The 14,136-nt window shown below is 36.6% G+C and carries 14 protein-coding genes; 1 reads left to right on the plus strand and 13 read right to left on the minus strand.

Annotation, left to right across the window (positions count from 1 at the left end):
- Positions 1-142: 142 nt before the first annotated feature.
- The 4 genes from fusA to KKI21_01085 form a co-directional block, all read right to left on the minus strand.
- Positions 143-2,239: an elongation factor G gene (gene fusA / locus KKI21_01070; protein MBU4284802.1), complete on the minus strand. Its 2,097-nt coding sequence runs from the start codon at positions 2,237-2,239 to the stop codon at positions 143-145.
- A 4-nt stretch (positions 2,240-2,243) separates the two neighbouring features.
- Entirely contained in the window at positions 2,244-2,714 is a 471-nt protein-coding gene (gene rpsG, locus KKI21_01075) for a 30S ribosomal protein S7 (GenBank protein ID MBU4284803.1), read from the minus strand.
- Positions 2,715-2,716: 2 nt separating this feature from the next.
- Complete coding sequence (rpsL, locus tag KKI21_01080; protein ID MBU4284804.1) at positions 2,717-3,157, minus strand: 30S ribosomal protein S12; 441 nt, start codon at positions 3,155-3,157, stop codon at positions 2,717-2,719.
- A 90-nt stretch (positions 3,158-3,247) separates the two neighbouring features.
- Positions 3,248-3,832, minus strand: coding sequence for a site-2 protease family protein (locus KKI21_01085; GenBank protein MBU4284805.1), 585 nt, complete (start codon positions 3,830-3,832; stop codon positions 3,248-3,250).
- Positions 3,833-3,853: 21 nt separating this feature from the next.
- On the opposite strand from KKI21_01085, the gene KKI21_01090 reads away from it, so the two are divergent.
- Positions 3,854-4,060 carry a 50S ribosomal protein L28 gene (locus tag KKI21_01090; protein MBU4284806.1) on the plus strand — a complete coding sequence of 69 codons (207 nt, stop codon included), beginning with the start codon at positions 3,854-3,856 and terminating at the stop codon, positions 4,058-4,060.
- Positions 4,061-4,299: 239 nt separating this feature from the next.
- On the opposite strand, the gene KKI21_01095 is transcribed toward KKI21_01090, so the two are convergent.
- The 9 genes from KKI21_01095 to KKI21_01135 form a co-directional block, all read right to left on the minus strand.
- A complete protein-coding gene (locus KKI21_01095) occupies positions 4,300-5,178 on the minus strand; it encodes an MBL fold metallo-hydrolase (protein MBU4284807.1) in 879 nt (292 codons plus the stop codon).
- Entirely contained in the window at positions 5,142-6,449 is a 1,308-nt protein-coding gene (locus KKI21_01100) for a ComEC family competence protein (GenBank protein ID MBU4284808.1), read from the minus strand. Before KKI21_01100 ends, KKI21_01095 begins: the two co-directional genes overlap by 37 nt.
- A 41-nt stretch (positions 6,450-6,490) precedes the next feature.
- On the minus strand, positions 6,491-7,603 hold the full coding sequence (locus tag KKI21_01105) for a hypothetical protein (GenBank protein MBU4284809.1): 1,113 nt from the start codon (positions 7,601-7,603) through the stop codon (positions 6,491-6,493).
- Between the two features lie 105 nt (positions 7,604-7,708).
- Positions 7,709-8,410 carry an anaerobic ribonucleoside-triphosphate reductase activating protein gene (locus KKI21_01110; GenBank protein ID MBU4284810.1) on the minus strand — a complete coding sequence of 234 codons (702 nt, stop codon included), beginning with the start codon at positions 8,408-8,410 and terminating at the stop codon, positions 7,709-7,711.
- Between the two features lie 2 nt (positions 8,411-8,412).
- Complete coding sequence (locus tag KKI21_01115) at positions 8,413-10,512, minus strand: ribonucleoside triphosphate reductase (GenBank protein ID MBU4284811.1); 2,100 nt, start codon at positions 10,510-10,512, stop codon at positions 8,413-8,415.
- A 108-nt stretch (positions 10,513-10,620) separates the two neighbouring features.
- Positions 10,621-11,772 (minus strand): cell division protein FtsZ, encoded by a 1,152-nt coding sequence (ftsZ, locus tag KKI21_01120; GenBank protein MBU4284812.1) that lies wholly within the window; start codon positions 11,770-11,772, stop codon positions 10,621-10,623.
- A 47-nt stretch (positions 11,773-11,819) separates the two neighbouring features.
- Complete coding sequence (ftsA, locus tag KKI21_01125) at positions 11,820-13,043, minus strand: cell division protein FtsA (GenBank protein MBU4284813.1); 1,224 nt, start codon at positions 13,041-13,043, stop codon at positions 11,820-11,822.
- Entirely contained in the window at positions 13,022-13,435 is a 414-nt protein-coding gene (gene ybeY / locus KKI21_01130) for an rRNA maturation RNase YbeY (GenBank protein ID MBU4284814.1), read from the minus strand. The genes ftsA and ybeY overlap by 22 nt, the downstream gene beginning before the upstream one ends.
- A gap of 8 nt (positions 13,436-13,443) precedes the next feature.
- Positions 13,444-14,100, minus strand: coding sequence for a hypothetical protein (locus tag KKI21_01135; GenBank protein ID MBU4284815.1), 657 nt, complete (start codon positions 14,098-14,100; stop codon positions 13,444-13,446).
- Positions 14,101-14,136 lie beyond the last annotated feature (36 nt).

Genomic DNA, 14,136 nt, shown 5'->3' on the forward strand with positions numbered 1-14,136 from the left:
GATATCTTAAAGCATAATTGTATAAATCTACAAATCCTTTGATACCCGTATACTTACAATGAATATGATTAAAAAACTCCATGAAATCCTAAATCTACTTAGGCCTCATAGAGTGCAATATGTTAATGACCTTATGCAGCTCTTATTTCTTTTTACCCTCAATGATCTCTTGTGCAACATTCCTCGGCACTTCTTCGTAGCAACTGAATTCCATAGTAAAGCTTCCTCTACCTTGAGTCATTGACCTTAATTTGGTTGCATAGCCGAACATTTCAGCCAAGGAAACCTTGGCATCAATCACCTTTATATTCAAACGGTCATCTATGTTCTCGATTCTTGCCCGCTTACTATTTAAATCTCCGGTAATATCGCCCAAAAATTCCAGAGGAATAATTACTTCCACCTTCATTATCGGCTCAAGCAGAATTAAGTCAGCTCTCTTAACTGCTGCCTGCAAGGCAAAAGAACTGGCCATCTTAAATGCTGCTTCAGAAGAATCAACTTCATGATATGAACCGTCATACAAAGTCACCTTGGCATCAACAAGTGGATATCCTGCCAAAACACCCCTGTCCATTGCTTCTTTTGCTCCTTTTTTAATGGCTGGAATATATTCTGAAGGAATAATACCGCCTCTAATCTCATTAAGAAATTCAAATCCCTTGCCTCTTTCCAACGGCTCTACCTTCAACCAAACATGTCCATACTGTCCACGGCCGCCTGACTGACGGATATATTTTCCTTCTGCTTCAGCTGTTTTCTTTATTGTTTCTTTGTAAGCGACCTGCGGCCTGCCGACATTTGCTTCAACTTTGAATTCGCGCTTCATTCTATCAACGATAATTTCCAAATGCAGTTCTCCCATTCCTGAAATAATTGTCTGGCCGGTTTCTTCATCGCCTCTGATTTTAAATGTCGGGTCTTCATCAGCCAATCTTTTTAAAGCCATGCCCATTTTTTCCTGGTCAGCCTTGGTTTTTGGTTCAATTGCGATATAAATAACTGGATCAGGAAACGTAATTTTTTCCAGAACAATCGGATGATCCGGATCGCATAATGTATCTCCAGTAGTCGTATCTTTTAATCCGACAGCCGCGCCAATCTCGCCGCTAAAAATTTCCTTCACTTCTTCCCTCTGGTTGGCATGCATTCTTAAAATACGGCCGATTCTTTCTTTATTGTTATTTGAAGAATTTAAAATATAAGAACCAGCTTGTAATTTTCCTGAATAGACCCTAAAAAATGTCAATGAACCGACAAAAGAATCAGTAGCTATTTTAAATGCCAAAGCGGAAAATGGTTCGTCATCCAATGCTTTTCTCGCTATTTTTTTTGTTTCGTCTGCAATGTCGCTTCCCACTGTATCCGCAAGGTCGGCCGGGCTAGGCAGATAATTAATTACTGCATCCAATAATGTTTCTACAATAACCCCTCTGCCGTCTCCGCACATAATCGGAAAAATTTTCCCGGTCAAAGTGCTTTTTCTGATTCCAGTAATAAATTCTTCTTCGCTGATTTCTTTTCCTTCCAGATATTTTTCCATTAACTCGTCATTTGATTCTGCAACCTTCTCTAATAATTCCTGCCTGTATTTTCCGCAATCTGCTTTCATATTCTCCGGAATTTCTCCTTCAATTAATTCTTTGTCATGATAATCCTTATAAATATAGGATTTCATTTTAATCAAATCAACAACACCGCAGATATCTTTTTCAAAACCAATTGGTAGCTGGATCGGAAGCGCATATAATGACAATCTTTCTCTGATTGATTTCAAACTCATATAAAAATCTCCTCCGGTCTGGTTAATTTTATTAATAAAACAGATTCTTGGCACGCCGAATTTATCTGCTTGATGCCACACTGTTTCAGACTGAGGCTCTACTCCCATTTTGCCGTCAAAAATTACCACCGCGCCGTCCAAAACCCTTAATGATCTCTGAACTTCAACTGTAAAATCAATGTGGCCAGGAGTATCAATAATATTTATTCTGTGTATATCTCCTGAGTATCTCTTGGGTTTCCAGAAACAAGTGGTTGCTGCGGCAGTGATAGTAATTCCCCGCTCTCTTTCCTGTTCCATCCAGTCCAGCTGCGTATCACCTTCATCAATCTTCCCGATTTTATGAGTTTTGCCGGTTAAATATAAAATGCCCTCACTGACAGTAGTTTTACCCGCGTCAATGTGAGCAATAATTCCTATATTTCTATTCTTTTCTATTGGGTATTCTCTTGCCATATATTTACCATGCAAAATGAGCAAAAGCGCGGTTGGCCTCTGCTACTCGATGAGTACCTTCTTTCTTTTTAACTGCTTCTCCGGTGTTATTAAAAGCATCCGCCAATTCTTTAGCTAATTTATTAGCCATTGCTTTGCCTTTGCCTTTTCTTGCTGCATCAATAATCCAGCGCATTGCTAATGCTTCTTTTCTTTTGCCTTTCACTTCATAAGGAACTTGATAATTAGCCCCTCCCACTCTTCTTGATTTAACTTCTAATAATGGCGAGGTATTTTTCATGGCTTGTTCCAGAATTTCTAAAGGATTCTCTTTTTTCAAACTCTTTGCCGCTTCTTCCAAGGCAGAATAAAAAATATCCTGGGAAACAGATTTTTTTCCTCTTTTCATTAAATTGTTGATAAATTTGGAAACCAAAACACTATTATATTTTGGGTCCGGATCTAATTCGGTTGTTGGTATTCTTTTTCTACGCATAATTATACTGTTGGCTCAGTTGTTTTTTTAGCGCCCGAACTTTTTTTAGCTCCGTATTTAGACCTTTGCTGTCTTCTTCCTTCCACTCCAGTTGTGTCCAGTATTCCTCTGACAATATGATATCTGATACCCGGCAAATCCTTAACCCTTCCTCCGCGGATTACAACCACAGAGTGTTCTTGTAAATTATGGCCTTCTCCAGGGATATAAGCAGTAACTTCCATTCCATTGGTTAATCTGACTCTGGCAACTTTTCTTAAAGCTGAATTCGGCTTTTTTGGCGTTGTCGTAAACACTTTTAAACAAACCCCTCTTTTGAATGGAGAAAAGCTTTTTATCGGGTGGTTCTTTTTAACGTTAAAACCGTGCCTCAAAGCCGGCGTTGTTGTTTTTGACTTCAATGCTTTTCTCTGCCTCTTAATTAATTGATGAATTGTCGGCATAATATATGTTTCGTATACAAAAATAACCCTCTTTATATTGAGTTATTCTAAGAATAACGTTAAAAAATTTTTATGTCAACCCCGGGGGCACTACCCAACAAAAAGAGTAAAGATAAAACCCGCGATATGGGGCAAAATCGTGATTGCGATGATTAAAGCAATAAATATCCCAAGAAATGACTTCCCAAGCTTTTCTTCTAGATGCGGGAATTTATTCAATAACAACTTCGAACCGTCCAATGGCGGAACAGGGATCAGATTAAACAAAGCTAAGAAGATATTGATATATACGATGAGTCCGAATGGTATAGATAAAAATGGAAAAACAGAAAATCTGATGAATAATCCTAGAATTAAAGCAATTAAAAGATTGGATCCCGGGCCAGCTAAAGAAACCCACATCATGCCGTGTTTCTGATTTTTAAAATTATAGGGATTAACTGGTACTGGTTTCGCCCAGCCAATAAAGCTATTGGCAAAAAATAATAAAAACAGAGGAATTATTACTGTTCCCATCATTTCCAAATGCGGAATCGGATTCAGGGTTAACCTCCCCTCATTTTTGGCTGTCGGGTCTCCAGAAGCATAAGCTGCCCATGCATGAGAAAATTCGTGAATGACTGCGGAAAAAACAATCACTATATAAAGAAAAAGTTTTGATTCTATTGATGACATATTTGCCAAATTTTTAATTCTATGATAAGTTTAAATTCTATGAGTAGAACATGCTCCCTTTGCGGGAAAACATCTATTGTAAGAGTATCACGGAAAAAAAAGATGAGCAAATACAACCCCACATGCAAAAAAAGAAAATATCCAAATTTGCAATGGGTAGTTTTGAATAACGGGAAAAGGGTTAAAGCTTGCACAAAGTGCATTAAAAAGATTGCAAAAACCAAATAAATACGGCTGGCTAAACTTGCCGGGGTGGAGTATGCCGGTAGTACGCGCCCATGGGGTGGGTGTAGACGGAGTTCGATTCTCCGCACCCCGACTTTAATATAAGGAGGAAAAAATGGGTCAAAATTCCGGAGTAGAAAAAGAACTTGAGGCGGTGAAGACCAAAAAGATGACTGTTCATTATCGCGATCATAATGGAGAAGAGAGAACCGCGCATGGTTCCAAAAAAAAGATGATCGCTTTTACGGGGCTGATGATCCGCGAGAAAAGATGGATAAGAACTGACCATCGGTAACAATTTCCGTATCTCCGTGTTCTCCTATTTGGAGAACTCGGAGATTTTTTAATCTTTCCAAAACTTCCTGATGCGGATGGCCGTATTGATTATCTTTGCCCATTTGAATTACTGCTACTATCGCATCCACTGCTTTTAGAAATTCTTCGCTGGTTGATGTTTTACTCCCATGGTGGGCGATTTTCAAAATATCGGATTTTAAATTAATTCCGGATTGAATCAATTTTTTCTCAACGCTTTTTTCAATATCTCCGGTAAAAAGTGCGTCGAAATTTTTATAAACCAGTTTTGAAACAATGGAATAATTATTGGAATCGGATAATTCTTTACCATCCATATTTTCAAACGGATGCAGAATATTTAAGTAAATTCCATTGCCAAAATCGATTATTCCGCCTCTTTGAGCAATATAAAGCGGAATATTTTTCTGCTCAATAATTTTTATCCATTCTCTATATTGGTTTGTATTGCGGACGATTCCACTGGTTATAATAGCGCCGACATTATATCTTTTAATAATTTCAATTAAGCCGTTTAGATGATCTTGTTCTGGATGCGTCAAAACAATAACATCAATATACCTGTCATAAAAAGGAATTGCCCTGCCGATTTTTTCCAAAACACTTAAATCCGGACCGCCGTCTATCAGTATCTGTTTTTTATCCCCTGTTTCAACAAAAATCGAATCTCCCTGCCCCACATCAAAAAATTCTACTTTTAAGGTTTGACTTTGCTTGGCCTCGGCAAAAACATCAATCCAGACCAATGCTGCAATCAGAAAAAGAAAAATTAATATTTTAATTTTGTTTTTCTCCTGGAAAACCATATAATGATTCCAATTATTAAAACATAATACCCTGCCAGCCAAGCCCAATGGATTTTTGGGATTTGTTTAGCAGCCCAGGGGATTTTAGAAAACCAATCAATCAAACGAAGAATGTAAGCTGAGCCTAAATATGCCGGCCAAAGCAAAATCTTTCCCAAAAACGGCCAAATTGCCACTCCTCCAAGGAAAATCAAACCGATTGCCGTGATAAATGGGATTAATGGCACAATCAAAATATTAGACACGGGCGAAATAAAGGAAATTTTCCCGAAATTATAAACCAAAACCGGTAATACCGCGATTTGCGCAGCTATGGTTGTAGTAATGATCTGCAATAAAAAACTAATTTGCTCCTGTTTTGTTAGTTTTTCTAATAATCTATCAAAAATCGGCTTAATATAAATTAATCCCAGCACAGCTAAAAATGATAATTGAAACCCAATATCATATCTTAATAATAAAGGATTTAAAACCAGCATTATTGCTCCTGCAAAAACCATAATTCTGGCAGCATTGCTGAGCCGTCCGATTTTCTGAGCATAGAGCAGAATTGCGCCCATAATCCCTGCGCGCACTGCTGAAGCAGGCGCGCCGACCATGAGAATAAAAAGAAAAATCAGAACTAAAACGAACCAAAATGCCTGCTTGCGCCACATTCCAAAGCCGATTAAAACAAACATCAATATCTCGGAAATAATCACAATATTCATCCCTGAAATTGCCACAATATGGCTGGTACCGGTAATGCTTAATTCATTTTTTATTTTCTCGGAAAATATTTGTTTATTGCCGAGAATCAAACCCTCTAAAATAGAAACTTCTGGAAATGGCATAATATTTTCCACTTTTTGCGTCAGATTATTTTTAAATTTCAAAATTGTGGAAAATATTTTACTGCCCTTGTCTTTTTCCAAAACTTCAATCTTCGGATAATACATGACATAGTAAATTTTATTTTTAGCCAAATATTGCTGATAATTGAATTCCTCAAATACGATTGGAAATTGCAATTTACCGCTAATTTTCAAAATATCGCCATAATTATATTCTGGATAACTGCTGGTTGTAATTAATATCTTCCCGATTTCTGTCTGAAGCGTTAATTTAACATGATTACTTCTCTGATCCGGCTCTTTGGCGATTTCGCCAATAAAAAAATCCCCTTCTGGCAAGAATTCGGGGGTTCTTTTTTCAATAATCTTCGGCGATACAAAAAACACTATTACAATAAATATCAAACAAATCACTAAAAACACATTTGATATTTTCATAATTAGAAAATTAAGAATAAGACTAGAAATGTTAAAATCGATTAGAAATGAGGACGTTTTTGTGCCGAATTACTAAATTCAGGATAAAATGGGTTTAATTTAGAATATAGCTCCAAATAGGTTTTAATCCGTTCCTTTTTTATATCTAATTTATTAAATAAATCAGATATAGTCTTTTGATAATATCTTAATTTCTGTTTTTGATGCCTCCCCAATTTTTTATCTTCAACATCGGCAAGAATCCTGTAAACAACCCTTATAGATTCTATGAGTACAAAAGATTTGTGTTGGTCTTTGATTTTGGTATCAGAAAAAATTTTCTTATAAAGTGGTAGTATATGGTCGCACTCCATTATATGTTTGTATTTGTTTTTTGCCAACAAAAGTCTTTCTAGACCAAAAACGATTAAGGTGCTAAACCCAGTATTCCTTACAATATCTACTATTTTTTCATTTTTTATAACTGGTTTCCATGGACAATATTCAATTGTTCCTATATCAAGCAAATTCTTTCTATCCCCTTTGATATTGTAAAGTATTTCAGCCCTATAACCCCACGGACTTGGATGACCAAAAAGAGACAAGGCTAAAAAGGTATCTCTGGTAGAATCAAAGATGATTTGTTCTTTCTTTAATCCCAGTTTTAACCATTTTTTAAGAGATAATGTGTCTGGCGGAATTCTTTTATGGAATTCATATTTCCCACCCGTCATATCGGAAACTGTACCACCAGCTGATAGTTTAATAAATAAACTATTCTTATCAAGACCCAGTTCTTTAATTAAAAAGTTAAATCCTAATTCTATGATTTTCTCAACTATTTCTTTCATGTTTTTACTATCAGGATAGGTGAGAGAAATTCCGCCCATATCAAACAACCCTAAATATTTGTAAGCGTCTTTATTGGGCACAATTTTTTCTAAAAAATCATTATATCTTATAACGGGCTGTATTTTCCCGAAGAATAATTTTTTGTTGTAGTTTATATAATTATTAAAGGTTTTTAAATGTTCTGGCTCATTAAAGCTTAAATTAAAAGTCCCGGGATAGCTATCGTTCACTACCTGAACTTGCTTTTTCCATTTTAATTCTGGATACCTTAAGAAAAAGTTCTGAAATCTTTCTCTAAGTTGATTATAGCTTTCTTTTTCCATACGCTTCTATTTTATCAAAAAATCGCCTTAATTAAAAGACGATTCATTAATAGTTATAACAAGTATTTACGCGGGTAGGTGACTGGATTTGAACCTGTTTATAGACTATATTCTCAATTCCGCCTTTTCAATGTATTTTTCCAAAATCTTTTTAAACTCTTTTAGAGTTTCGTCTGGATACGGCTGGATTTTTTCAAATTCTTTATCCAGAACTTTTTTATTTTGAAATTGCTGTAAAGCGAATTTTTTTACGCCTTTTAGCCATTGGCCGATTTTTTCTATATCATCCTTCTCAACTAATCCTGGCACAATAGTTGTTCTAAATTCATAATCAATGCCTGAAGTTTTTATTAATTCTACGCTTTTCTTTATTTTATTTAAATCAATTTTTACATTGATTGCTTTTTCGTATCTATCCAAACTAGTTTTAATATCCATAGCAATAAAATCAACCAGTTTTTCATTGATTATTTCGCTTAATACTTCTGGGTTCGACCCATTGCTATCTAATTTTACTAAAAATCCTTTTACTTTTATTTTTTTAATAAAATCAATTAAATCCGCATTAATTGTCGGCTCTCCGCCAGTAATACAAATCCCATCTATTAGACCGATTTTCGAATCTAGAAAGTTAAAAAAATCAGATTCTAGAATAGAATCTGACCCCGACTCTACGTCGGGGCTCACTAATTCATAATTCTGACAAAAAGGGCATCTAAAATTACATCCGATTAAAAAAACAGTGGCCGCAACTTTTCCCGGATAATCAACAAGAGTAAGTTTTTGCAAACCACCGATTTTCATAATTTTTATGCTTTAATTTTAAACTCCAACCTATGCTTAAATTCTTCCTGTTTTCCTTTATTCCATTGCTGTACTGGTCTTAAATATCCGACAATTCTCGAATAAACCTCGCAGGGCTGTTCAATTATACATTTGGGGCAAGTCCAGTGCTCACCATTAAGATAACCGTGGCTCGGACATATACTGAAAGTCGGAGTAAGAGTGAAATAAGGCAAATGGAATTTGGAGAAAACTTTTTTAATTAAACTTTTAACTGTTTTATTGTCATTAATTTTTTCTCCCAAAAATCCGTGGAATACTGTACCGCCGGTATATTTTGTCTGTAAATCATCTTGTAATTTTATTGCCTCAAATAAATCGTCAGTATAGCCGACCGGCAATTGTGTAGAGTTCGTATAATACGGTTCGCCATTTCCAGCAGTAATAATATTAGGATATTTCTTTCTGTCCATCCTTGCCAATCTATAAGAAGTTCCTTCGCTGGGCGATGCTTCAAGATTATACATATTGCCGGTTGATTCCTGATACATTCTCATTCTTTCCCTCATAAATTCCAGAACTTCAACTGCAAATTTCTTTCCTTCGGAACTGGCAATATCCTTATTCATAAAATTTAATAATGCCTCGTTCATACCAACTAATCCAATAGTTGAAAAATGATTTCCCCAATAAGCTCCACGCATTTTATTCATGCCTTCCAGATAAAACTTCGCATATGGATACAACCCTTTTTCAGTAAATATTTCGACTGTCTTTCTTTTTATTTCCAATGATTCCTTTGCCAAATTCATTAATTGTTTCAAACGATTGAAAAATTCTTCTTTTGTTTTCGACAAATAGCCAATGCGCGGCATATTAATCGTCACTACGCCGATACTTCCAGTTAGCGGTGCAGCACCAAACAGTCCTCCCCCCCTTTTATATAATTCCCGATTATCCAGACGCAAACGACAGCACATTGAACGAGTATCTTCAGGATTCATTTCGCTATTAATAAAGTTGGCAAAATACGGAATGCCATATTTGGCAGTCATTTCCCAGACCGAATCAAAAACAGGATTATCCCATTGAAAATTTTTGGTTATGTTATAAGTCGGGATGGGAAATGTAAACACCCTGCCAGAAGCATCTCCTTCATTCATAACTTCAGCAAATGCCCTGTTAATCATATCCATTTCATCCTGAAATTCGCTATAAGTTTCTTCCTGTGGTTTGCCGCCGATTATTATTGGATTATTTTTAAGGTTTTCCGGCACTACTAAATCCATTGTAATATTGGTAAAGGGTGTCTGAAATCCTACGCGCGTCGGAACATTACAGCTATATATGAATTCCTGCATCGCCTGTTTAACTTGTTTGTAATCTAAATTATCATACCTGATAAAAGGAGCGAGTAGAGTATCAAAATTAGAAAATGCCTCAGCGCCCGCTGTCTCGCCCTGCAAAGTGTAAAAAAAATTAACCACCTGTCCCATGGCAGTTCTTAAATGTTTGGCCGGCGTTGTTTCCACTTTTCCCGCAACTCCGCGGAATCCCTTCATCAATAAATCAATTAAATCCCATCCGCAGCAATAAGTTGCCAAAACTCCTAAATCATGAATATGGAAGTCGCCAGAATCAACTGCTTCCCGGATTTCTTCAGGATAAATTTTATTTATCCAGTATCTTTTTGTAACCGCATTAGAAATATGATTATTTAATCCCTGCAAGGAATAAGCCATATTGCTGTTCTCTTTGACTTCCCAATTTAAATCTTCCAGATAACCATTAACCATATCCATTGCTTCACCAATGGCAATTTGCGCATCTCTGATTCTTCTTCTTTGTTCGCGATATAAAATATAGGAGCGGGCAGTCTCCGAAAAATCATCCAAGATCAAAACTTCTTCTACTATGTTCTGGATTTCCTCAACTGTCGGAACGTATTCCTTTTTAAATCTCTTGTTTAAAAAAGCCACCACTTTATTAGAAAGCCGCTTGGCAATGCCGCGGCCTCCTTCATTAGTGGCGGTTAATGCTTTAAAAATCGCTTCAGTAATTTTATCCTGTTCAAAATCAAATATTTTTCCGTCTCTCTTTTTTATTTGTGTGAATTTATTCTTCATAAAAATCTTGGCCAATACTTAATTTTAGAAGATAAAAAAAAATAGGTCAACTGACCTAATTAAACTATCAACAAAAGTAGGCTTGCCCGCCGAAATTCGCAAATCCAATTACTTTTTCTTGCGAATGAAGGTGGGGATATCCCATTCGTCGTCATCATCTCCGCCTAACGGACTTTTATAAGTTGTTATGCTTTCGTCTTTCTTTTCCTCTTTTTTGGTTTTCTTCTTTTCCACCTCCGTTGTCAACGAGGAAATTATTTCCGGTTCTAAAACTAATTGGTTGGAATTATATTTGCCGTTGCCCACATTGCTGAATCCGGTCGCGATAACAGTGATTTTTATTTCTCCTTTCTTCATTTTTTCATCAAGCACTGCGCCGAAAATTACTTTGGCATCGCGGTCCACTGATTCAGTAATAGTTTTTGCCGCTTCGCTGATTTCAATCATTCCTAAATCGGAATTACCGGTAATATTGAATAAAACTCCTTTTGCTCCTTCAATTGAAAATTCCAATAATGGCGAACTAATAGCTGTTTTAGCCGCTTCTATTGCCCTGTCTTCTCCCGAAGCGCGACCAATGCCCATAATGGCTGGCCCTGAGTTCTCCATAATAGTTTTAATGTCGGCAAAATCAAGATTAATAATTCCAGGATAAATAATCAAGTCGGAAATTCCCTGGACCGCTTGCCTTAAAACATCATCCACAATTCCAAAAGCATTTAAGAGAGAAACTTTTTTATCAATAATATTTAAAAGACGGTCATTGGGAATAACAATAATGGTATCAACTTTCTGTTTTAATTCCGCCAATCCTTCTTCGGCAATTCTTGCTCTCTGGGAGCCCTCGAAAGAAAACGGCTTGGTTACTACTGCCACGGTCAAAGCGCCGGTTTCCTTGGCTAATTCTGCTACAATCGGCGATGCTCCTGTGCCTGTGCCTCCGCCCATACCACAAGTAATAAAAACCATATCCGAACCGCGCAAGGCCTGTTGAAGCTCTTCCTTATTTTCTTCTGCTGCTTTCTTGCCGATTTCCGAATTCATGCCTGCGCCCATGCCTTTGGTAAGCACCTTGCCAATATGAATTTTCTGCTGAGCCTTATTATTATGAAGTGCCTGCACATCTGTATTAACGGCAATAAAATCAACGCCCTTAATTCCACAGGACATCATACGGCTAATGGCATTATGGCCACTTCCGCCCACGCCCACGACTTTAATGCGGGCAAATGTTTCAATTTCTGGTTTAATTTGAGGCATATATTTGCGAAACTTTATCCTATCCTCTATTTAAAATTAAGTCAATATTAGGGAACAAAACCTCCGAATAGTTTTTGTAATCTAGCGATTATCTTGCCGATAATTCCTTTTGGGCTAGGTTTCAATTCTGTGGCTTTATGTATTAATCCTATTACTGTAGCAAAACTCGGGTCATCAACTTTATCAACCAAACCATCTATGTCTTGAGGATATCCGATTTGGACATTTAATTTCAATCTATTCTTTGCCAAGTCAATAATTCCCGGAATTTTTGAACCGCCGCCGACCAGAACCACACCCGAGGGCAGCATTCTTTCTTTGCCTATTCTTTTTAATTCCCTGTTCACTAAAATGAAAATTTCGTCAATTCTCGCTTCAATTATCTTAGCCACATCTTTACGATTAGCTACCCCTTCTTCTTTATTGTCTATTTTAGATAAATCAATAACATCTTTTTTGCTGATTTCTTCAGGTAGGCAGGAGCCGTAAGTAAGTTTCACTTTTTCCGCAACATCAACGCTAGTCTGCAAACCAATAGCAATATCGTTAGTAATATGGGCGGAACCAATAGGCAGAATCTGGACATCCAGCAGCTTCCCTTCTTCGTAAACCGACATGCCGACTGTGCCGGCTCCAAAATCCAAAACCAAAACTCCGAGCTCTTTTTGTTTTTTTGTAAGCACTGCGTTTGACGCAGCCAAAATATTTAAAACCAAACCTTCGATTTCAATTTTATTTAAAGCAAGACACTTTCTTAAATTTTTTAAATGCTGGGCATGACCTTCAATAATCAAAGTATCAACTTCCAAACGGACTCCGTTCATCCCTCTCGGATCCTGGATTCCTTCCTGACCGTCAAGGTTGAATTCCCGGGCAATAATATCCAAAACCTCTTTATTCGGCCCAAGGGAAACCGCCGAAGCATTGCTGATGGCGCGCAAAACATCATCTTCGGAAACCTCTTCATCAGCCCGCGATACAGCAGCAATTCCCTTGCTGTTTTTTGCTTTAATATGGCTGCCGCCGATTGCAACATAGGCCTTTTCAATTGAAGAACCTGTCATCCTTTCTGCCTGGTCAATGGATTTTTTAATGCTTTTCACCATTTCCTCTATATCGACAATCACACCCTTTCTCATGCCAAAAGAAATACTTTCACCGATGCCGATTATTTTCGGCTTCGCCTCCTCTTTTGTTCTGATAGAAGCTGCCACTGTTCTAACTTTGTTTGTGCCAACATCTATACCGACTATAATATGATTTTTTGCCATACCTCCTTTTGTTTTTTTAACATTTTATTAAAATCTTTTTTTGTTTCGTCGTAATATCCGGCCAAATGCAGCATACCATGGATCAATAAAATCGATAATTCTTCTTCCAAAACATTATTTAATTCTTTTGCCTGCCTTTTTGCCTGGTCCAAGCAAATAATTATTTCTCCCTGACCGCCAAATAGGGGGCCGTAATCAAACGCTAATACATCGGTTGTGTAATTTCTATTCCGATGTTTTTTATTCAATTTAATCATTTCTCTGTCGCCCACAACCGCCACGCTCAATTCTGAAAATTTTAACTTTATGAATTTTAATGTTTGTTCTGCTGTCTTTTCCAAAAATCCCGACCCAATCTTTTTCCCCGTTAAATTATTTATCTCAATTTTCATTTTAGCCACTATGGTGTATATATAGGCTGATCTTTAACAAGGAAATTATTATCTATTTTTTTGACCATATATTCAAATTCTGTTTTGGTCGGCATTGTTTCTTCGGTTGCCCCACAACAAGGTCCTCGCTTAAAAAGCGTACCATCATTATTTGAAAATTGTACTGTAAATTTAAATTCTGTCGATGAAATTTTCTGTTGATTTAATACGCTTTTTATTTTTAAGCACCGCAAACCATTGATTTCACAACCATTTTTAAGTAAATTAACATAATCGTTCGGATTAATGGTGGGGTTCCAAGATTGCAAATAGTTATAACCACTACCATGATATTTTACAGCTTCAGCATATTGTCCTTTATTCAACAAAGAAAAATATTGAACCAAGGATTCGTGCGCCAATGATAATTCTGCGTCGGTTTCGTCTTTTTTACAATCCTTTGAACAACTTTCAATTGTCTCTGAACAAGGACAATTGGTTGCCTGACAAACCACTTCCTGACAAATTCCATCTCCGCATTTGTTAACACAATCTACTGGCAAATTTTGATTATCGTCTTGTGTTGGTTTATTCGCAACAAAATACCAAGCCCCGCCAGCGATAATAACTAAAACCAAAGCTCCAATAATGGCTGTTATTGCAACTGATCCTTTTGAAAATTTCATATATTTATAAAATAATTATTAATTAATGAATTTAAA

This window comes from Patescibacteria group bacterium (genome assembly GCA_018897295.1).
GTDB lineage: Bacteria > Patescibacteriota > Minisyncoccia > RBG-13-40-8-A > RBG-13-40-8-A > JAHILA01.

Excerpts from the sequence above, each read along its gene's own strand:
- rpsG (MBU4284803.1), bottom strand. The coding sequence starts at position 2,714 with ATGCGTAGAAAAAGAATACCAACAACCGAATTAGATCCGGACCCAAAA.
- ftsA (MBU4284813.1), bottom strand. The coding sequence starts at position 13,043 with ATGGCAAAAAATCATATTATAGTCGGTATAGATGTTGGCACAAACAAA.
- rpsL (MBU4284804.1), bottom strand. The coding sequence starts at position 3,157 with ATGCCGACAATTCATCAATTAATTAAGAGGCAGAGAAAAGCATTGAAG.
- KKI21_01135 (MBU4284815.1), bottom strand. The coding sequence starts at position 14,100 with ATGAAATTTTCAAAAGGATCAGTTGCAATAACAGCCATTATTGGAGCT.
- KKI21_01090 (MBU4284806.1), top strand. The coding sequence starts at position 3,854 with ATGATAAGTTTAAATTCTATGAGTAGAACATGCTCCCTTTGCGGGAAA.
- KKI21_01115 (MBU4284811.1), bottom strand. The coding sequence starts at position 10,512 with ATGAAGAATAAATTCACACAAATAAAAAAGAGAGACGGAAAAATATTT.
- KKI21_01100 (MBU4284808.1), bottom strand. The coding sequence starts at position 6,449 with ATGAAAATATCAAATGTGTTTTTAGTGATTTGTTTGATATTTATTGTA.
- ybeY (MBU4284814.1), bottom strand. The coding sequence starts at position 13,435 with ATGAAAATTGAGATAAATAATTTAACGGGGAAAAAGATTGGGTCGGGA.
- ftsZ (MBU4284812.1), bottom strand. The coding sequence starts at position 11,772 with ATGCCTCAAATTAAACCAGAAATTGAAACATTTGCCCGCATTAAAGTC.
- KKI21_01095 (MBU4284807.1), bottom strand. The coding sequence starts at position 5,178 with ATGGTTTTCCAGGAGAAAAACAAAATTAAAATATTAATTTTTCTTTTT.
- KKI21_01105 (MBU4284809.1), bottom strand. The coding sequence starts at position 7,603 with ATGGAAAAAGAAAGCTATAATCAACTTAGAGAAAGATTTCAGAACTTT.
- fusA (MBU4284802.1), bottom strand. The coding sequence starts at position 2,239 with ATGGCAAGAGAATACCCAATAGAAAAGAATAGAAATATAGGAATTATT.
- KKI21_01085 (MBU4284805.1), bottom strand. The coding sequence starts at position 3,832 with ATGTCATCAATAGAATCAAAACTTTTTCTTTATATAGTGATTGTTTTT.